The sequence below is a fragment of the Asanoa hainanensis genome, assembly GCF_900188485.1.
Classification (GTDB): Bacteria; Actinomycetota; Actinomycetes; order Mycobacteriales; family Micromonosporaceae; genus Asanoa; species Asanoa hainanensis.
On sequence record NZ_FZPH01000002.1, the window covers coordinates 435231 to 453513 of the forward strand.

Here is an 18283-nt window from a genome sequence, read left to right on the forward strand (position 1 = left end):
CCTGTTGAGTATCGAGCCCGGTACTTACTGGCCCGCCGTTGCGTGGCAGCGCGGCGGCGGGCCGTCGCTTGTCAACCGCCCGGCAGCCCCGTGCCGGTCAGTTCGTTCTTCGGCCGTGCGACCGGGCACGTCGAGCCCCGGACCTCCAATGCGCACGGCAACAGTTGTTGGTGCTGGGCGCCCGTGCCGTCGAGCTGGCGCAGCAACGCCTCGACCGCGAGCCGGCCCAACGCCGCGCCCGGCGAGGTCATCGCGGTCAGGGCGGGATGGGCGAGCTCGGCCACCGCCGGCGACGTCACCATCGAGACCACCGAGACGTCGTGCGGCACCCGGCGGCCCCGCACGGAGAGCTCCGCGAGGATGCCGAAGATGGCGTTCTCGTTCATGGCCAGAACGGCGGTGAGGTCGGGGGCTTTGCCGAGCGCCTCGGCGAGTGCGGCCCGCCCGCCGGCTGCGCTGTCGTCGGCCGGGATCATCACGGGCTCCAGGCCGTAGCCGGCCATCGCGGCGACGAACGAGTCCCGGGTGCGCAGCGCCGGGCCGTAGCCGGCCGCGATGGTGGCGGCCGAGTGGTTCACGTAGACGATCTTCTGGTGGCCGAGGCCGACCAGGTGGTCGACGGCTTCGCGGACCGTCTGGTCGAAGTCGATGTCGACGTACGACATGTCGGTGGTGTCGCTGGTCCGGCCGATCAGCACCAGCGGCACGCCGAGTTCCTGGAGCGCGGTGACCCGCCCGTCGTCGACCTGCACCTCCATCAGCGCGACGCCGTCGACCATCCGCTGGCTGGCGAGCCGGCGCAGGTCGTCGAGGTCGCCGGCGCCGATGGGGGAGAGCACCAGGTGGTAGCCCGCGTCGCTGGCGGCGGCCGCCGCCCCGGTCACGAAAGCGGTCTCGGTGGCACCGAAACCGCGCTCGCTCATGGGCATCAGGAGGCCGACTATCCGGCTGCGCCGGGTGGCCAGCCCGCGCGCCATGGCGTTGGGCTGGTAGTCGAGCGTGGCCATGGCCTCGAGCACGCGGGCCCGGGTGGCGTCGGAGATCGGCCGGGTGCCGGTGAGCACGTAGGAAACCGTGCTGACGGAGACGCGCGCAAGGCGGGCGACGTCATGCATCGTAGCCACCGCGCACCTCCTTTGGCCTGCAGTGGGACCGCTCCCGTCCGATTGTCGAAGCGTTTCGACTAACCGGTTCGACGAGACCGTAAGTCACGTGTTACGGCGGCGTCAATAGCTGATGTCGAAAGCGGGTCAAACTGGAGACGCCACCGCGGGGGTGCGGGCGGCGGCTAGGACGAGGTCGACGACCTCGGGGTGGGTGATTAGCGGCGGGGTGACCGCGTCGGCGCCGGCTTGGTGGAGGGCCCGGTGGAAGCGGCCATCGGCCAGGAGAAAGGCCAAGATCACGATCCGCTCGGCGCCGTTGGCCCGCAGGCTCTGGACCGCCTCGGGCACCGTGGGCGACGCGGACGCGGCGTAGCCGACGGACGCCGGGACCGGCAGGGCCGCGGCCGTCGCTTCGACCTCGGCGCGGGAGCGGGGGTCGCTCGACCCGGCGGCGGCCAGGACGACCGCGTCCGCCGGCCCGGCGGCGGCGAGCCGGTCGGCCAACACACCGAGCAGCCGCCCGGCGGTGCCGAGCGGCGGCGCGAGGCTCGCGCCGCCGGCGAACGCCTGGGCGATGTCGACGCGGACATGGTGGCCAGCGGTCAACAGCAGGGGAACGACCACCGCCGCCCCGGCCGCCACCTCGCGGACATGCGGCGCCTGGACATCGACGTAGGCCAGCCGGACGGCCCCGGCGTGGCGGCGGGCCACCCGCCGGGCGAGGTCCCGGACCTGCGCCTGCCCGGCCAGCACCCGCGTGCCATGAGCGACGAGCACCAGGGTCATGCCGACGTCCGGAGGCGGTAGCCGCGCTTGATCACGGTCTCGATCAGGTCGGCGGAGCCGAGGGAGGACCGTAGGCGGGCCACGGCCATGTCGATGGCGCCCTGGGTGCCGCTCGGTAGGGCCGACGCCAAGCGGGCCCGCGAGACGACCGTGCCGGGCTGGGCAGCGAGGGCCCGCAGCACCGCCATCGAGGCGGGTGCCAGCGGAAGGAACTCCCCGTCGACGATCGCGGCATGGCCGCGCAGCTCGACGGTCCGTCCGGCCACCTCCAGTCGTCGGGCCCGGGAGGGTAGGGCCTCGGTGACCGCCCGGACGAGGGCACCCAGTCGCGACCGGTCGGGCACCAGCGTCGGCACATCGCGCTCGCGCAGTGGGGCCGCTGTGACCGGGCCGACGCAGGCCGCCAGCACCCCGTCCCGGAAGGCGTCGAGCACGGCCGGTGCCCGCCCGTCGCCGGCCGCGTCCAGCAGCGCGGTGACCGCCGGTGCGCTGGTGAAGGTGACGGCGTCGACCACCCCGCCGATGATCTGGTCGACCAGCCGGCGCAGTGGCTCCTGGTCCTCCCGGGCCGTCCAGCGGTAGACCGGCACCTCGACGACCTCCGCCCCGGCCGTGCGGAGCGCCGTCGTGAACTCGTCCTGCGGTCCGCCGTGCAGCTGCACCGCGATCCGCCGGCCGGCCACGCCCTCGGCGAGCAGCTTGTCGAGGATCTCCGCGCACGACTCCGTCGGCGCCGACCATTGCTCGGTCAGGCCCGCCGCCCGGATCGCGCCGCAGGGCTTGGCTCCCCGCGCGATCAACCGGGCCGCGCCCAGGCCGCCCCGCAGCTCCTCGCCGACACCCCAGCCCTCGGCCGCCTCCAGCCAGCCGCGGAAGCCGATGCCCGTCGTGGCGACCACGACGTCCGGGGCGTGCTCGACGCACGCGACCGTCGCGGCCCGCAGCGCCGCGTCGTCCAGCAACGGGATGATCGTGATGGCGGGGGCCGAAACCACCCGGGCGCCGCGGCGTTCCAGCAGCGCGCCGAGCTCGTCCCGCCGCCGTTCCGCGGTGATCGCGACCGTGAAACCCCGCAGCGGCGTCACGCCGTGCCCACCTCGACCACGCCGCCGCGGACCCGGACCGGGAACACCGGCACGCGGGCGTCCGCGTCCAGACACTCGCCGGTGTCCAGGTCGTACGCCTGCTTGTGCATCGGCGAAGCCACCACCGGCCGGTCGCCGCGGCTGCCGACGACACCCCGGGACAGCACGTGCGCGCCGCTGACGGGGTCGCGGTTGCCGATCGCCCGCACGCGGTCGTCGTGCAGTCGGAAAACCGCCACCTGCGCGTCCCCGATCAGAGCGGCGACGCCGCGCTCCGCGAGCAGGTCGGTGAACCGGCAGACCGGTGTCCAGGTCATGCCCGGGGGCCCAACGACACGAGAGGCACGGGCTGCCCGCGCTCACTGCCGAACGAGATCGACGGGTCCGGCGTCGACGGCGCGTTGATGAACGAGACGAAGCGCCGCAGTTTCACCGGATCCTCCAGCACGTCCCGCCACTCGTCCGTATGAGATGCGACGTGCCGGGCCATCGCCGCGTCGAGGTCGGCGCACAGGCCCAGCCGGTCGTCGACGATGACCGCGCGCAGGTGGTCCAGGCCGCCGTCGAGTCCCTCGATCCAGGCCGCCGTGCGCTGGAGGCGGTCGGCGGTGCGGATGTAGTACATGAGGAAGCGGTCGACGGTCCGGACCAGCGTGTCGGTGTCCACATCAGACAGGAATAGGTCGGCGTGCCGGGGCCGGAAACCGCCGTTGCCGCCGACGTAGAGATTCCAGCCCTGCTCCGTCGCGATGATCCCGAAGTCCTTGCTCCTGGCCTCCGCGCACTCGCGCGCACAGCCGGACACCGCCGACTTGATTTTGTGTGGCGCCCGCAGTCCCCGATAGCGCAGCTCCAAAGCCACGGCCAGCCCGACCGAGTCCTGCACCCCGTAGCGGCACCACGTCGAACCGACGCACGACTTCACCGTGCGCAACGCCTTCCCGTACGCGTGCCCCGACTCGAACCCGGCCGCGACCAGCCGCCGCCAGATCTCCGGCAGCTGCTCGACCCGCGCCCCGAGCAGGTCGATCCGTTGCCCACCCGTGATCTTCGTGTAGAGCCCGAAGTCCCGGGCGACCTCGCCGATCACGATCAGCCGCTCGGGGGTGATCTCGCCGCCGGGTATCCGCGGCACCACAGAGTACGTGCCGTCGCGCTGGATGTTGGCCAGGAAATGGTCGTTGGTGTCCTGCAGCGCGGCCTGCTCGCCGTCGAGCACGTGCCCGTTGCCGAGCGAGGCGAGAATCGAGGCCACCGTGGGCTTGCAGATGTCACAGCCGCGCCCGGTGCCGTGCGCGGAAACCAGCGCCGAGAACGTGCGGATCCCGCGCACCCGGACCAGGTCGAAGAGCTCCTGCCGGGAGTACGCGAAGTGCTCGCACAACGCCTTCGACTGCGCGACGCCGGCCTCGGCGAGCAGCGACTTGAGCAGCGGCACGCACGACCCGCACGTGGTGCCGGCCCGGGTGCACGCCTTGACCGCCGGCACGTCGCCGCACCCGTCGCCGATCGCCGCCAACACCTGGTCCTTGGTGACGTTGTTGCAGCTGCAGACCTGCGCGTCGCCCGGCAACGCCACGTCCGGTGCGCCGGTCGAGAGGAAGTCGGCCAGCCTGCCGGGAACCGGCCCGCCTACGGCGGCCCGCAGCGCACCGTAGGCGCTCGCGTCCCCGACCAGGATCCCGCCGAGCAGCGTCCGCGCGTCGTCGGTCAACGCCAGCTTGGCGTAGAGGCCGTTGGCCGGGTCGGCGTAGACGACATCGAGCGCGCCAGTGGTCCGGCCGAAGCTGGCCACGTCGACCCCGAGCAGCTTGAGCTTGGTCGACGTGTCGGCACCCCCGAAGGTCGCTTCGCCACCCAGCAGCCGGTCGACGACGACGTCGGCCATGGCGTAGCCGGGGGCGACCAATCCGTAGCAACGCCCCTCGACGGCCGCGCACTCGCCGATCGCGAAGACGGTCGGATCGCTGGTCCGCAGCGCGTCGTCGACCAGGACGCCGCCGCGTTCGCCGACCGCGAGGTCGGCGGCCCGGGCCAGGTCGTCGCGCGGGCGAACGCCGGCCGCGAAGACCACCAGGTCCGTGTCGAGGGCCAGCTCTCCGGCGGTGTCGACCCGCAGCCGCTCCCCGTCGGCCCCGATCGCGGTCACTCCGGTGCCGGTGTGCACCGCGATGTCGAGCTCCTCGATCCGGCGGCGCAGCATCGCCCCACCGGCCGGGTCGAGCTGCATGGGCATCAGGTGCGGTGCGAACTCCACCACGGACGTCCGCAAACCCAGCAGCCGCAGGGCGTTGGCCGCTTCGAGCCCGAGCAGGCCCCCACCGACGACGATGCCGGTCGACCGGCCGTTCGCGTACTCCCGCAGGGCTTCCAGGTCGTCCAGCGTGCGGTAGACGAAGCAGCCACGGGCGTCGTGACCCGGAACCGGCGGCACGAACGGGCGAGATCCGGTCGCCAACACAGCGCGTCGTACGGGTAGGACCCAGCCGAAGTCCGCACGACCCGCGCCGCCCGGTCCACCTCCAGTGCGGGCTCACCGAGCCGGATCTCCGTGCCGGACGGCACGCCGGCGGGAGCGAGGGTGAGCTCCTCGGCCGTCACGCCCTCGAAATAGGCCGACAGCCGCACCCGGTCGTACGCCCGCCGGTGCTCCTCGGCCAGCACGGTCACCGACCAGCGGCCGTCCGTGTCGCGGGCGGCGAGCGCCTCGACGAGCCGCTGCCCGACCATTCCGTTGCCGACGACGACCAGTCTCATGCCGCGACCTCCGTGTCAGGGTCCCTCGTGTCCGGGTCCACCATGGACAGCCAATCGACGAGTCCACACACCGCTTCTCGGCAGCCGCCGCAGCCGGTCGTGGCGCGGGTCGCCGCGGCGACGTCCGCGACGGTCCGCCCGCCGGCCCGCCACACCGCCGTGATGGCCGCCTTCCGCACCGTGTTGCACCGGCAGACGACGGCCGCGTCCGGCATCAGCGCGGGGGAGTCGGCCGCGACCGGCGGGTCGGCGCCGTGCGCGCGGCCGAGCAGCAACGTCCGCCGGTCGGCCGGCGCCTCGGCGTCGCGGTCGAAGAGCTGCACGACGGTGCCGACCGCCGGGTTGTCGCCCAGCAGCACGGCGCCGGTGATCCGGTTCTCGTGGAGGACCAGCCGGGCGTACGTGCCGCGGGCCGGATCCGCGAAGCTGACCACCTCGGCGTCGGCGCCGGTCTCCAGCGAGCCCATGGCCGCGAGGTCGACGTCGCTCGCCTTGAGCCGGGTCACCACTCGCGATCCCCGGTACGCCGCGCGCCCGCCGGTGATCCGGTCGGCGACCGTGGCCGCCTGGTCCCAGGCCGGCGCCACGAGCCCGTACACGCTGCCGCGATGCTCCGCGCAGTCGCCGATCGCGTACACGTGCGGGTCGCTGGTCCGCATCGCGTCGTCGACGACGATGCCGCGGCCGACGGTGAGCCCAGCCGCGGCGGCGAGCCGGGTGTCGGGCCGAACTCCGCAGGCGAGCACAAGCAGATCGGCCGGGATCACCGCGCCGTCGAGGTGCAGGGCGTTGCCGGTCCACTCGCGGGCGCTCGCGCCGACGTGCGTCCGGACCCCGAGGCCGGCCAACGTGCGGGCCAGGACACGGCCGGCGTCGCCGTCGAGTTGCCGATCCATGAGGTGGGTGCCGACGTGGACGACGTCGACCGCCAGGCCGCGTCCGGCCAGGCCACGGGCCGCCTCCAGACCGAGCAGCCCGCCGCCGAGCACGACGGCTCGCCGCGCGCCGTCGGCCCGCGCGACGATCCGTCGGCAGTCGTCGAGGGTGCGGAAGGCGTACACATCGGGCGAATCGAGGCCCTGCAAGGACGGAAACACCGGCAACCCGCCGGTGGCCAGCACCAACGCGTCGTACTCGTGCTCTTCCCGCGTCGTGCGGACGACCCGGCGCCCCGGGTCGACGGCGACCACCCGCTCGCCGAGCCGCACGTCGGCCCCGGACGGTGCGGCCGAGATCGCCAGGTCGTCCTCGCCGACCTTCCCGGCGAGCAGGGACGAGAGCAGGATCCGGTTGTACGGCCGGTGCGGCTCGGCGCCCAGTGCGGTGACCTTGACGTCGGCATCGCGCGACCGCAGCTCGGCGACCGCCCGCGAGCCCGCCATCCCGTAGCCCACCACCAGGACCCTCATGCGGGTGCCACCCGCGCCGCGCAGACCTTGAACTCCGGCATCCGGGAGATCGGGTCGAGTGCGGGGTTGGTGAGCAGGTTCGCGCCGCCGTAGTGGAACGGCACGAACACGGTGTCGGCGCGGATCGTCGTGCTGACCCGGGCCGGCGCCGTCGCGCTGCCGCGCCGGGTGGCGACCGTGACCGGGGCGCCGTCGTCGACCCCGATTCGGCTCGCGAGGTCGGGGTGGAGCTCCACGTACGGGTCGCCCGGCAGCGCCGCGATCCGGCGGGTCTGCGCGCCGGACTGGTATTGAGTCAGCACCCGCCCGGTCGTCAGGTAGAGCGGGAAGTCCGCGTCGGGCTCCTCGGCCGCCGGCCGGTGCTCGACCGGCGTGAACCGGGCGCGGCCGTCAGGTGTGGCGAACCGGTCGAGGAACAGCCGCGGGGTGCCAGGGTGCGACTCGTCGGGGCAGGGCCAGAAGACGCCCCCTTCGGCGTCGATCCGCTCGTACGTGATCCCGGCGTAGTCGGCCACGCCACCGGAGCTGGCCCGGCCCAGCTCGGCGAAGACCGTTCGCGGGTCGCTCGAGGTCGGCGCGCCCAACCGGCCGGACAGCTCGGCCAGCACGGCGAGGTCGGTCCGCACGCCCGCTGGCGGCGGCGTCGCTCGTCGGCGGCGGATCACCCTGCCCTCGAGGTTGGTCATCGTGCCGTCCTCCTCGGCCCACTGCGCGGTCGGCAGCACGACGTCGGCCAGCGCGGCCGTCTCGGAGAGCACGAAGTCCGCCACCACCAGCAGGTCGAGCGCGCCCAGCCAGCGCCGCACGCCGGCGGCCCGCGGCGCGGAGACCACCGGGTTCGACCCGAACACGAGCAGGGCGCGGACGGCATCCGAGCTGAGCAGCTCGTACGCCGACGGGCCGGCCCCGGGAATGTCGTCGGCCGCGACGCCCCACACCCGCGCCACGTGCGCCCGGGCCGCCGGGTCGTCGATGCGCCGGTAGCCCGGGAGCTGGTCGGCCTTCTGCCCGTGCTCGCGTCCGCCCTGCCCGTTGCCCTGCCCGGTCAGGCAGCCGTAGCCGGAGCCGCGCCGCCCGGGCAGGCCCAGGGCGAGCGCGAGGTTGACGAACGCGGTGACCGTGTCCGTGCCCTTGGCGTGCTGTTCCGCGCCGCGGGCGGTGAGCACCATCGCCTTCTGGGCGTTCGCGAGGCGTTCGACGGTCGCGTACAGGTCGGCGACCGGCACACCGGTCAACCGCTCGACCCGGGCCGGCCACCACTGGGCCACCGCGGCGCGGACCGCGTCGAAGCCGGTGGTGCGCGCGTCCACGTACGCCCGGTCGAGGTGCCCCTCGGTGATCGCGATGTGCAGGAGCCCGTTGCCGAGCGCGAGGTCGGTGCCGGGAGTCGGTTGCAGGTGCAGCGCGGCCAGCCGGGCGGTGGCCGTGCGCCGCGGGTCGACGACGACCAGCCCGTCGCCGCCCAGGTGGCGCACGAACGGCGGCATCGTCTCGGCGGGGTTCGCGCCGACCAGCAGCACCGCGTCGGCGGCGGCGATGTCCTCGACCGGGAACGGCAGCCCGCGGTCGACGCCGAAGGCCCGGTTGCCGGCCGCGGCGGCCGACGACATGCAGAACCGCCCGTTGTAGTCGATCGTGCTGGTGCGCAGCGCGACCCGGGCGAACCGGCCCAGCGCGTACGCCTTCTCGTTGGTGAGCCCGCCCCCGCCGAAAACCGCTACGGCGTCGCGTCCGTGCCGCTCCTGGATCGCGGTGATGCCGGCCACGACGCGGTCGAGCGCCTCCGGCCAGGTCGCCGGCCGCAGCGTTTCGCCGTCGTGTACCAGTGGCGTGGTGAGCCTTTCGGGGTGGCGCAGCAGGTCGGCCGACGTCCAGCCCTTCTGGCACAGGCCACCCTGGTTGGTCGGGAAGTCGCGCGCCTCGACGTCGACCCCGTCCGGGCCGGCCCGCAACCTCATCGCGCACTGGAGCGCGCAGTAGGGGCAGTGGGTGTCGGACATGCCTATCACGGTCGCGAGCTGCCGTTTCGGGGTCGGCTCCCGGCTGTTACCGGGTTGAAAATCGCGCATCACATCGACCTTCGTGCGGCGGTGAGATCAGACGGCGGTCGGCCGGCGCAGGTAGCACCACCAGGTGACCACCAGGCAGACGGCGTAGCCGGCCAGGAAGACGAGCAGGGCGGCGTCGATCGAGCCGGTCCGGCTGATCGACATACCGAACCCGCGCGGGATCAGGAACCCGCCGAACGCGCCGACGGCGGCCGCGATCCCGATGACCGCCGCCGCGGCCCTCTTTTCGAAGATCGCCGGGATCATCCGGTACGTCGAGCCGTTGCCGACCCCGCTGGCCACGAAGAGAAGCAGGAACGCGGCGAGAAACGGGGCGAAGTCGTTCGTCTTCAGGCCGACCAGCACCGCGACCACACCGGCGGCCATCACGGCGAAGGCGGCGACGGTGACCCGGGCGCCGCCGAGCCGGTCCGCGAGCCAGCCACCGACGGGCCGCGCGGCGGAGCCGACCAGCGGGCCGAGCGCGGCGAAGTGCACGCCGGCCACGGCCGGGAACTCGGCCTTGATCAGCAGCGGCAGCGCCGCGGAGTAGCCGATGAAGCTCCCGAACGTGCCGATGTAGAGGAAGGACATGACCCAGGTGTGTTTCTGCCGGAGCGCTGCGGCCTGTTGTCTGAGGGGAGTCCGGGACACCGCCAGGTTGTCCATCCGGAGCCAGGCGAACGCGGTGGCGAGCAACACCGGGACCAGCCAGAGCAGTGGGGCGTACGCGATGCCGGCCACGACCACCAGCGGCACCGCGAACTGCACGACGGCCACGCCGAGGTTGCCGCCGGCCGCGTTGACACCGAGCGCGAGGCCCTTGTGGCGCTCCGGGTAGAAGTAGGAGATGTTCGCCATCGACGACGCGAAGTTGCCGCCGCCGAGCCCCGCGGTGGCTGCCGCGACGGCGAACGCCCAGTAGGGCGTGCCCGGGTTGGCCACGCAGGCCAGCATCAGCCCGATCGGGACGAGCAGCAGCGCGCTGGAGACGGTCGTCCAGTTCCGCCCGCCGAACCGCGCCACCGCCGCCGTGTACGGGATGCGCATCGCCGCCCCGACCAGGTTGGGCAGAGCGACGAGCCAGAAGAGCTGGTCGACGGAGAACGCGAACCCGGCCGCCGGCAGGCTGACCGCGACCGCGCTCCAGAGCAGCCAGACCGAGAAGCCCAGATGCTCGACGACGATCGACCAGACGAGGTTGCGTTTCGCGACCCGACGGCCCGTCGACGCCCAGAAGTCGTCGTCGTCGGGACGCCAGTCGGTGATCCAGCCACGTTGCTCGACGGGCCGGACCTGGGTGAGAGCGGTCGTCATGGCGGTCACTGTCTGGCCCGACCGTTGCGTGGCTGTGACCGCCGGTGTGCGGTGTCGGTGAAATCGGCATCACCACGCTCGTTCTTCCGTGGATAGGTCGCGGCCCGCGCATGATTGAGAAATGACGGCCTACTGGATCAATACGTTCATCGCCATCCACGACGAAGCCAAGCTGGCGCGTTACATCGACCTGGCCGGCCCGGCGATGCGGGCGGCGGGCGGGGTCTTCCTGGCCCGCGGCAACCCGGTGCACGTGCTGGAGGGGCGGTCCGCCCTGCGCACCACGGTCATCCGGTTCGACAGCGCCGACGAGGCCGTCGCGGCGTATCACAGCCCGGCATATCAGGCGGCGCTCGCGGAACTCGGAGACGGCGCCGAGCGCGACATCCGCATCGTAAACGCCGCGGACGAATCGGCATGAGCGGCGGCTCGGCGACGGCCAAGCAGCGGCGGGTGTGGGACAGGAACGCGTCCACGTACGACAGGCAGGTCGCGTTCCTGGAGAAGATCTGGTTCGCCGGCGGACGGGAGTGGCTGGGCGAACGCGCGCGCGGCCGGATCCTCGAGGTAGCGATCGGCACGGGCCTGAACCTGTCCCACTACGGGCCTGACACGACCGTCACGGGCATCGAGCTGAGCCCGGAGATGCTCGCGATCGCCCGCCGCCGCGCCGCCGACCTGGGTGTCCCCGCGGACCTGCGCGAGGGCGACGCGGAACACCTGCCCTTCGCGGACGCGTCGTTCGACACGGTCGTGTGCGCGTTCGCGCTGTGCTCGATCCCGGACCCGCGCGCGGCCATCGGAGAGATGCGCCGGGTGCTGGTTTCGGGCGGGTCCCTGCTCCTGGTCGACCACATCGCCAGCACCTGGCCCCCCATTCACGCGGGGCAGTGGCTGCTGGAGCGGATCACGGTCCCACTGGCGGGCGAACACTTCACCCGGCGGCAGTTGGCCCTGGTCGAGGCCGCAGGATTCGAGATCGTGGAGGTCGACCGCCTGAAGGCAGGCTCGGTCGAGCGCATCCACGCCCGCGCGCTCAGCTGAAGAACGCGTCGATCGGGGCGCGGGCCTCGTCGAACAACGCGGGACCGTCGCGCTCGACCCGTTTCGGGTTGGTGGTGCGCGAAAGCTCCTGGAACTGCTCGCCCGACAGGGCGAACACGACCCGGCCGAGCCCGGCGCGGTCGATCGCGTACGCGCACATGTCGCAGGGCTCGCAGCTCGTGTACATGGTGGTCGCGGCGGCGGTCGACGGCTCGAGCTCGCGGGCGGCCCAGCGGGCGAGCTTGAGCTCGGGGTGAGCGGTGATGTCACCGTCACCGGGCACCGTGTTGTGCGCCTCGGCCAGCACAGCACCGTCGGGCCCTACCAACAGCGAACCGAACGGCCGCCCACCGGTCGCGGGAGCCGCCGCAGCCAACGCGATAGCGCGGCGCAGAAACTGCTCGTCTCGTTGATCCACGCGCTTCAGCGTACCCATTAATTGATCGAAGCCCGTTGACTGCGGCTGGTACCGTGCGCCGCGACTATGAGGATCACGGGGGATCAATGAAGCTTTTCCTGACCGGTGTGACGATCACGGCGCTGGTCGCGCTGTCGGGTTGCGGCACGGAGACCAAGTCGGAGGAAACCGCGAGCTCGCCGGCCCCAGCGGCCACGAGCGCGGCACCGACGACCGTCCCGACCACCGCTCCCGCGATCGACGCGATCACCGCGCAAGCCTGCGCCGACATCAAGAAGGACGTCAAAGACAACGCGGACAAGATCGCGAAAGCGGAGAAAATCGGCCCGCCGGCGGGCCACATCGCGGTGAGTGCACAGTGGATCGCGGGCTCGGCCGCGGTAATCGCCCACTCGATCGGCGCCAACGCGACGGTCAGCGCCGCCGCTGACAAGGTGCAGCAGGAAATGATGACCCTGGGCGAGGAAACCAACAAGTCGGCCAGGGCCAAGCCCAGCCGAAAGGCCCTGGACGCGGCGGTAGCGGAATTCAACACGGCCTGCTCGGCAACCTGACCGCCCCACTGATCCGGCCAATCGGCTGTGCCGGTCACCCAACGGCCACAGCCGATTGGCACCTCGGCGGGAGCCTGCGCCTCGCCACCGAGCCGGCGAACTGGGTGGCAGGTCGAAGGTCAGTATGAAGATAATCCCTCCGTGACGAATCCCGTTGTCGACTGGTCGCCCGCAGACCACCCCGAGGCGATCGCGCTCTCGGAGATCCAGTGGTGGCAGCGCACCGCAGAGCTTGCGTTGTTGCGCATGGACGATCCCGACGATGACAGGATCTCCTGGTTCAGCTCGCGTCAAATCGACGCCCGTCAGCTCGTCATTGCTCTCCGGCAGCTCCTTTACGCTGTTGCCCTCATCGATGGCCACCTGCGTAAGCTCGGTCTTGATCAGGCTCTACGTGATGTCACGCAGGCCCAGGACGCGTTCAAGCAGGCCTTGCCGGGTTTGGCCGACGTGCGCAACGCCCTGGTGCACTTCGACAAGTGGGCGCTCGGCGACGGCCGTGGCCCGCAGAAGCGGCGTGTCGACGCAGGTGCTCCCGCGCGCGAAGTCGCGAGCGAGTATTGGGGTTTCGAATACGACCCCGGCTGCCGGCACCATTTCTCTTGGCCCCCAAACCCTCTCGGTGAGCGCCGTTCCCCTAGCCGTCGCGCAACTCGTGGAAGCCGTGTATCTGGCTGCCCGCGAGGTCGACCGCGCGAATGCCGTCAAACTGGCGCCGACGTCAAGAGTGCCCTGATCGCGGGCGGACTCTCGACAAGCGACGGATCGTCACTCACCAGATTGATCGTTGGCAGCGACAACAAGCTCCGGCTGTCCCTTCGTGCGGACGGACATGCCGAGCAACGAGATCGCGGTTCGTTGGCCAACCGCATCGTCGGCGCGCTCCGTGCGGCCGATATCAGGCTCCTCTCTCACGAGACGCCCGACGAACTCGATGTAGTTGGCCAGTTGGCCAGTGGTCGCGCTCTCATCTGCGAAATCGTTCCCCGCTGAGGCGAACCGCCGCCGGCTCGGCCCGGCCAGGGAAGCCGTGGTGATGTAGAACTTTATGTTCTACACTTGCCTTATGGAGCGCATCGGTGTCCGCGAGCTGAACCAGAACACGAGTCAGGTTCTGGCTCGGGTTAGCGGCGGTGAAACCGTCGAGATCACCGATCGCGGGCGTCCGATCGCCCGCCTGGTTCCCGTCGGCGACGATCGATCCACCCTCAACAAGCTTGTCGCCGGCGGCCGAGCCGTGTCTCCGACCGGCAGCGGCCCGGTCCCGCTGCCCCCGAAGCTCGGTGACGAAGAGGTGGATGTGGCCGCTGCGCTCGCTGATATGCGCGACGAGGAACGCTGGTGATCTATCTCGACTCGGCCGCCGTCGTCAAACTCGTTCGCCAGGAATCAAACAGCGCGGACCTTGTCGCCTGGCTGAACGCGCACGCCGATGCGCCTCTTGTCTCGTCCGCTCTTGTCGAAGTCGAAGTTCCAAGGGCATTGCGACGGTCGGCCCCGCAGGCGCTGGTCGGCGTCCCCGCCGCGGTCGGCCGGCTGTTCCGGCTGGAGATCGACAGCACGATCCGGGCAACAGCGGCAGCATTCACGGATCCGATGCTGCGCAGCCTCGACGCGATCCATTTGGCCACGGCACAAGTCCTCACGAACGAGTCAGGATCGGCACTCCTGGCGTTCGTCACGTACGACCGGCGCCTGCTCGACTCCGCCAAAGCAGCGGGACTCCCTACAGCGAGCCCAGGCCAAAGCTAGATCACAGCCGGAAGCCCGCCACATCGCGTCCGGTGGGTGACCACCACACCGCGGACCGTTTGTGGCAGGCTCCGGCCGTGCGATTCTGTTCGATTCCCGCTCCTGGAGTTTGCCTTGGCCGACCAGTCCACTGACTCGCCTGCCGTCGTTGCGACCCGTTCGCGCAGCTTGCGGTGGATCGGGCTCGTCACCGCTGTCGTTGTCATCGGTGGCGTCGTGGCCGCTGCACTCGTGTGGCAAGCGAACCGAGGCGCTCTTACCGAGGGCAACGCCCAGCGGGAATGTCGGTCCGCGCTGGAGCGGGACGCCGAGAGCCGTGGCGAGATGATGAGCGACGCGGCGTCGTTCACGGTTGACGGTATTGAACTCGAGCAGACACGGAAGACCGCCGTCGGATACTCGATCGACGCAACCGTCAATTACACCCTCGCCCTGGCAGGGCCCGAGAAGTTCCCGTCGTCGCTGAGGTTCACCTGCGAGGTCCTGCGAACTGAGGACGGGTTGACAGCCTCGCTCACCGACCGCTGAACGACCAGGACCGCGCTCTTCCGCTGATCTGAGGCCACGTCGATGTAGTCGCCGTGCATGGACCCAGGCCCGCACGGGGACCTCACGCGCCCCGCGGAGCGCACCCACCACACCGTGGGGTCCGGGGGTCGCCCCCGGAATAGGAAGATGCGACACAAATGGCCGGTGGATCGTTTTCGCGATCTCGCGAACACGATCCACCGGCCATTTGTGGAGCCGAGGGGACTCGAACCCCTGACCCCCACACTGCCAGTGTGGTGCGCTACCAGCTGCGCCACGGCCCCAATTCGCACCCGGTGTCCCGGGCACTCGCGCAATATTACACATGCCCCACCCGTGGGTCATCTCGCAGGGGGTGGGTCAGTTGAGGGCCACGTCCGCCGGGAAGTGGGCCACCGCCGACAGGATGCCGCCCTGGCGGCGTAGGACCATCGGCCACAGGTCGTCCGGGCGGTCGACGAAGGCGTCACCCGGGAGGGCGTCGAACACGAACCACGAGCCGCTCTGGATCTCTTCCTCCAGCTGGCCCGGTGACCAGCCTGAGTACCCCGCGAAAACCCGTATGCAGGTCAGCTTCTCCCGCATCGCGTCCGGGTCGATGGAGAGGTCCAGCGTGCCGATGGAGCCCGACACCGGGTGGAAGCCGCGCATCCGCGGGCGCTGCGCGCGCATGCGGGCCAGGCAGATCGCCGACTCGGGTTGGACCGGGCCGCCTTCGAAGAGCACCGCCGGGTCGCGGGCCAGGGTGCCCCAGGCGCCGAGGACCTCGGAGACCGGCACCTCCGTCGCCCGGTTGAGCACGACACCCAGCGCCCCGCCGGGCTCGTGGGCGACCAGGAGGACGACCGTACGGTCGAAGTTCGGGTCTTTGAGCGCCGGCGTGGCGACCAGGAGTCGTCCGGTCATCGACTCCATCGATCGGCCCCCGATCGCCTGGCCTTCGCCTTGCACGCGCCTACCCTCCGAACCCACCGGAGGGCGGCCGCGACCCGTCGCCGCCGCACGTGGACAGGACATCAGGGGCGACCATCCACGCGCAACACATCCGGGGAGTCGTTGCCATGCATCGCACCCTAGCCTGACCTACGGCCATGGTTAAGGCTGACAGCCTCGGCGAGAGGGATGAAAGTGACAGCACGTGCGGAGCTTGCGGTAATCGGCGGTTCGGGTCTCTACGCCCTTCTCGACGACGCCACGGAACACGAGATGGACACCCCGTACGGGCCTCCGTCCGACCCGATCACCGTGGCCACTGTCGGGGACCGGACCGTGGCGTTCCTGCCCAGGCACGGTCGTGACCACCGTTTTCCGCCGCACAAGATCCCGTACCGCGCGAACCTGTGGGCTTTGCGCGCGCTCGGTGTGCGGCAGATCCTCGCGCCGTGCGCGGTCGGCGGCCTGCGCCCGGAGCTCGGCCCGGGCAGCTTCGTGATCCCCGACCAACTGGTCGACCGCACGACGAGCCGGGTGCAGACCTACTACGACGAGGGCGCAGTGCACGTGAACTTCGCCGACCCCTACTGCCCGGTCGGCCGCGCGACCCTGCACAACGCGACAAAAACCAACCAGATCACCCCCACAGACGGCGGCGCCATGGTCGTCATCGAAGGCCCGCGGTTCTCGACCCGCGCCGAATCCCGTTGGTTCACCTCGATCGGCGGCGCCGTCGTCAACATGACCGGCTACCCGGAGGCCGTGCTGGCCCGCGAGCTCGCCCTCTGCTACACGACCATCGCTCTGGTCACCGACCTGGACGCCGGCGTCGAGGGTGACCACGGTGTCACCCAGGAGGAGGTCTTCCGCGTCTTCGGCGAGAACACCGAGAAGCTCCGCGGCGTACTCATGGACGCGCTCAAGACGATCCCCCTCGACCGCGACTGCCCGTGCGGCCACGCCCTCGACGGCCTGAAACTCCCGATCGAGCTGCCCTAAGCCAACACCTAGGAGCCCACCGGCAACAGCGTCCCGTTCAAACCGTCTAGCACAGGCCGGTCGCCCAACGGCTCGCGGAGGGAAACGGTCACCGGCGAGATGATCAGCTGGTCCGTGCAGGTCCCGTCGTCGCGGGTGACGCCACCGGTGACGACGACCACGTGCGACCGCTCGGCGACGATCGGGGTGATGTCGTGGTCGCACGCGCCGACCCCGAGCGAATAGTGCAGGTTCAGACCGTCGGCGCCGGTGACGCTCTGGGCCGCGACCATCCCCGACGGCACCGCGCGGTCGGTCGGCGTCGCCGCGGGCGAAGGCAGCGGAGCGGGGTCCGCGACCGCGGCGCGCAGGACTCCGCGCCCGTCGCCGATGTCGAACCGCCACGCCGGCACGGTCGCGACGCCACGGCTGGTGCGCAGCTCCATGGTGCGCAACGACACCCCGGACACGGTCAGTCCGACGCAGTCACCACCGACGGGCGCCGACACCGAGCCGTCCGGGCCGGAGGGAACCACGACCGGGGAAGGCGTGACACCGCACGGAGGCGGATCACCCAAATCCATCTTCTGGTACGCCGCCGCGGCGCTGAGCAACGGCGCCTTCAACGAGCCGTCGCGGAACACCACCGTCCCCGGCGCGGGCGGGTCGGTGGGCAGCGTGACGGTCGTCGTCCACCAGCCGGCCGCGAGGGCCTGCTTCTCCGCGCCGATCAGCGAGCCGTCCACGGAAACCGGCTCCTGCAACGGCACGTAGCCCTGCTTCCACGCGGTGTCCGTCGGCGACCAGGCGTCGGCCACGTCCTCGGCCCACCGCTCGATCGCCTCGTCACGGTCGGAGACCGCTGGCCCGCCGCCGTCGCCGACACCACCCGGCGAGGCGCACGCCGACAGCGCCACGACAAGCACAGCACCGGCAACGGCGGCAAGATGACGACCCGCGCGTACGAGACCCATGTGGGTGTGACGGCAGCAGCGCCCGCCCGGTTCCGCGAGATCACCCGATCGGGTCAGGTTTCTCCCCCGATGTCGGTCTCGTACGCGTCGTAGACCAGGTCGGCACCCCGCTGCCGGTGCCGGGACAGCGCCCGCAGCACCTCGCCGCCGCCGCGACGCAACTCGTCCACCCTCGACCCGGGCACGTCGGTCCGGCGCTGCAACGCCGACATCGACACCGCGATCGCGGCGTGCTCGCGGGTGAGCACCTGGACCCGGCGGTGCAGCCGCGGAGCGTGCTCCAGCAGTTCGGCGTAGAGCCCGTCCTCGCCCTCGGTCACCACGATGTGTTCGGCGAACGCACCCCGCAGCGTCCGCAACCGGATCCCGAACCGCTCCCGCCAACCCGGCTCGGCACTCGGCGACGCGATCGCATGCTCGAACAGATGGATCTCGTGCAGCAACGCCGCCCGGTGCCGCCGTGCGATCTGCAACGACACCGCGTCAGTCGAGCTCGGTTGTGTGCCGCCCACCGCACACCTCCTGGTCTGAAGCGACCTCTGCACCGATAGTGACGGCGGTCACACCGCGCTGTAAAGGGGATCGGCGGAACCC

Annotated in this window: 19 protein-coding genes, 1 tRNA gene and 1 pseudogene; 8 read left to right on the plus strand and 13 right to left on the minus strand. The window is 71.4% G+C overall.

The features are described from left to right. Positions 1-71: 71 nt before the first annotated feature. The 8 genes and pseudogenes from CHC05_RS05885 to CHC05_RS05920 form a co-directional block, all read right to left on the minus strand. Positions 72-1115, minus strand: a complete 1044-nt coding sequence (locus CHC05_RS05885; protein WP_245870695.1) for a LacI family DNA-binding transcriptional regulator — start codon at positions 1113-1115, stop codon at positions 72-74. Between the two features lie 135 nt (positions 1116-1250). Next, complete coding sequence (locus CHC05_RS05890; RefSeq protein ID WP_089245480.1) at positions 1251-1892, minus strand: sirohydrochlorin chelatase; 642 nt, start codon at positions 1890-1892, stop codon at positions 1251-1253. Then, positions 1889-2977, minus strand: coding sequence for a uroporphyrinogen-III synthase (locus tag CHC05_RS05895; protein ID WP_089245482.1), 1089 nt, complete (start codon positions 2975-2977; stop codon positions 1889-1891). Before CHC05_RS05895 ends, CHC05_RS05890 begins: the two co-directional genes overlap by 4 nt. Then, positions 2974-3294 (minus strand): nitrite reductase small subunit NirD, encoded by a 321-nt coding sequence (gene nirD, locus CHC05_RS05900; protein ID WP_089245484.1) that lies wholly within the window; start codon positions 3292-3294, stop codon positions 2974-2976. Before nirD ends, CHC05_RS05895 begins: the two co-directional genes overlap by 4 nt. Next, a pseudogene (gene nirB, locus CHC05_RS05905) lies at positions 3291-5734 on the minus strand (nitrite reductase large subunit NirB). Before nirB ends, nirD begins: the two are co-directional and overlap by 4 nt. Next, positions 5731-7143: an FAD-dependent oxidoreductase gene (locus CHC05_RS05910; protein ID WP_089245486.1), complete on the minus strand. Its 1413-nt coding sequence runs from the start codon at positions 7141-7143 to the stop codon at positions 5731-5733. The pseudogene nirB and the gene CHC05_RS05910 overlap by 4 nt, the downstream one beginning before the upstream one ends. After that, a complete protein-coding gene (locus CHC05_RS05915; RefSeq protein WP_218824451.1) occupies positions 7140-9143 on the minus strand; it encodes a molybdopterin oxidoreductase family protein in 2004 nt (667 codons plus the stop codon). Before CHC05_RS05915 ends, CHC05_RS05910 begins: the two co-directional genes overlap by 4 nt. A gap of 96 nt (positions 9144-9239) precedes the next feature. Further along, the gene (locus tag CHC05_RS05920; RefSeq protein ID WP_089246136.1) at positions 9240-10508 is read right to left on the minus strand and encodes an MFS transporter; all 1269 of its coding nucleotides are present in this window, start codon (positions 10506-10508) and stop codon (positions 9240-9242) included. Between the two features lie 121 nt (positions 10509-10629). Between CHC05_RS05920 and CHC05_RS05925 the strand changes: the two genes are divergently transcribed. Then, on the plus strand, positions 10630-10929 hold the full coding sequence (locus CHC05_RS05925) for a DUF1330 domain-containing protein (protein WP_089245490.1): 300 nt from the start codon (positions 10630-10632) through the stop codon (positions 10927-10929). Beyond that, complete coding sequence (locus tag CHC05_RS05930) at positions 10926-11552, plus strand: class I SAM-dependent methyltransferase (RefSeq protein ID WP_089245492.1); 627 nt, start codon at positions 10926-10928, stop codon at positions 11550-11552. The genes CHC05_RS05925 and CHC05_RS05930 overlap by 4 nt, the downstream gene beginning before the upstream one ends. On the opposite strand, the gene CHC05_RS05935 is transcribed toward CHC05_RS05930, so the two are convergent. Continuing rightward, the gene (locus tag CHC05_RS05935; RefSeq protein WP_089246138.1) at positions 11545-11970 is read right to left on the minus strand and encodes a nucleoside deaminase; all 426 of its coding nucleotides are present in this window, start codon (positions 11968-11970) and stop codon (positions 11545-11547) included. The genes CHC05_RS05930 and CHC05_RS05935 overlap by 8 nt on opposite strands. 53 nt (positions 11971-12023) lie before the next feature. On the opposite strand from CHC05_RS05935, the gene CHC05_RS05940 reads away from it, so the two are divergent. The 5 genes from CHC05_RS05940 to CHC05_RS05960 all read left to right on the plus strand — a co-directional run bounded on the left by CHC05_RS05940 (position 12024) and on the right by CHC05_RS05960 (position 14804). Further along, positions 12024-12524, plus strand: coding sequence for a hypothetical protein (locus tag CHC05_RS05940; protein ID WP_144022487.1), 501 nt, complete (start codon positions 12024-12026; stop codon positions 12522-12524). Between the two features lie 141 nt (positions 12525-12665). Further along, positions 12666-13517 carry a hypothetical protein gene (locus CHC05_RS40535; protein WP_144022488.1) on the plus strand — a complete coding sequence of 284 codons (852 nt, stop codon included), beginning with the start codon at positions 12666-12668 and terminating at the stop codon, positions 13515-13517. Between the two features lie 73 nt (positions 13518-13590). After that, entirely contained in the window at positions 13591-13869 is a 279-nt protein-coding gene (locus CHC05_RS05950) for a type II toxin-antitoxin system Phd/YefM family antitoxin (protein ID WP_089245498.1), read from the plus strand. Then, complete coding sequence (locus tag CHC05_RS05955; RefSeq protein WP_089245500.1) at positions 13866-14276, plus strand: type II toxin-antitoxin system VapC family toxin; 411 nt, start codon at positions 13866-13868, stop codon at positions 14274-14276. The genes CHC05_RS05950 and CHC05_RS05955 overlap by 4 nt, the downstream gene beginning before the upstream one ends. Before the next feature lie 114 nt (positions 14277-14390). Next, positions 14391-14804 carry a hypothetical protein gene (locus CHC05_RS05960; protein ID WP_089245502.1) on the plus strand — a complete coding sequence of 138 codons (414 nt, stop codon included), beginning with the start codon at positions 14391-14393 and terminating at the stop codon, positions 14802-14804. 211 nt (positions 14805-15015) lie between these two features. Here CHC05_RS05960 and CHC05_RS05965 read toward each other — a convergent pair. Both CHC05_RS05965 and CHC05_RS05970 read right to left on the minus strand, forming a co-directional pair. After that, positions 15016-15088 (minus strand) — tRNA-Ala (locus CHC05_RS05965). A 76-nt stretch (positions 15089-15164) separates the two neighbouring features. Beyond that, entirely contained in the window at positions 15165-15755 is a 591-nt protein-coding gene (locus tag CHC05_RS05970; protein WP_239083740.1) for a YqgE/AlgH family protein, read from the minus strand. A 177-nt stretch (positions 15756-15932) separates the two neighbouring features. Here CHC05_RS05970 and CHC05_RS05975 point away from each other — a divergent pair, with 177 nt between their 5' ends. Next, positions 15933-16736: an S-methyl-5'-thioadenosine phosphorylase gene (locus CHC05_RS05975; RefSeq protein ID WP_089246140.1), complete on the plus strand. Its 804-nt coding sequence runs from the start codon at positions 15933-15935 to the stop codon at positions 16734-16736. Positions 16737-16744: 8 nt separating this feature from the next. Here the strand turns inward: CHC05_RS05975 and CHC05_RS05980 are convergent, their stop codons facing one another. Both CHC05_RS05980 and CHC05_RS05985 read right to left on the minus strand, forming a co-directional pair. Beyond that, positions 16745-17632, minus strand: coding sequence for a hypothetical protein (locus CHC05_RS05980; protein ID WP_089245506.1), 888 nt, complete (start codon positions 17630-17632; stop codon positions 16745-16747). 110 nt (positions 17633-17742) lie between these two features. Further along, complete coding sequence (locus CHC05_RS05985; protein WP_144022489.1) at positions 17743-18168, minus strand: hypothetical protein; 426 nt, start codon at positions 18166-18168, stop codon at positions 17743-17745. Between the last annotated feature and the right edge of the window lie 115 nt (positions 18169-18283).

Coding starts and splice junctions, on each gene's coding strand:
- CHC05_RS05885 (WP_245870695.1), bottom strand. CDS start 1,115: ATGCATGACGTCGCCCGCCTTGCGCGCGTCTCCGTCAGCACGGTTTCC.
- CHC05_RS05890 (WP_089245480.1), bottom strand. CDS start 1,892: ATGACCCTGGTGCTCGTCGCTCATGGCACGCGGGTGCTGGCCGGGCAG.
- nirD (WP_089245484.1), bottom strand. CDS start 3,294: ATGACCTGGACACCGGTCTGCCGGTTCACCGACCTGCTCGCGGAGCGC.
- CHC05_RS05910 (WP_089245486.1), bottom strand. CDS start 7,143: ATGAGGGTCCTGGTGGTGGGCTACGGGATGGCGGGCTCGCGGGCGGTC.
- CHC05_RS05915 (WP_218824451.1), bottom strand. CDS start 9,143: ATGTCCGACACCCACTGCCCCTACTGCGCGCTCCAGTGCGCGATGAGG.
- CHC05_RS05920 (WP_089246136.1), bottom strand. CDS start 10,508: ATGACGACCGCTCTCACCCAGGTCCGGCCCGTCGAGCAACGTGGCTGG.
- CHC05_RS05925 (WP_089245490.1), top strand. CDS start 10,630: ATGACGGCCTACTGGATCAATACGTTCATCGCCATCCACGACGAAGCC.
- CHC05_RS05930 (WP_089245492.1), top strand. CDS start 10,926: ATGAGCGGCGGCTCGGCGACGGCCAAGCAGCGGCGGGTGTGGGACAGG.
- CHC05_RS05950 (WP_089245498.1), top strand. CDS start 13,591: ATGGAGCGCATCGGTGTCCGCGAGCTGAACCAGAACACGAGTCAGGTT.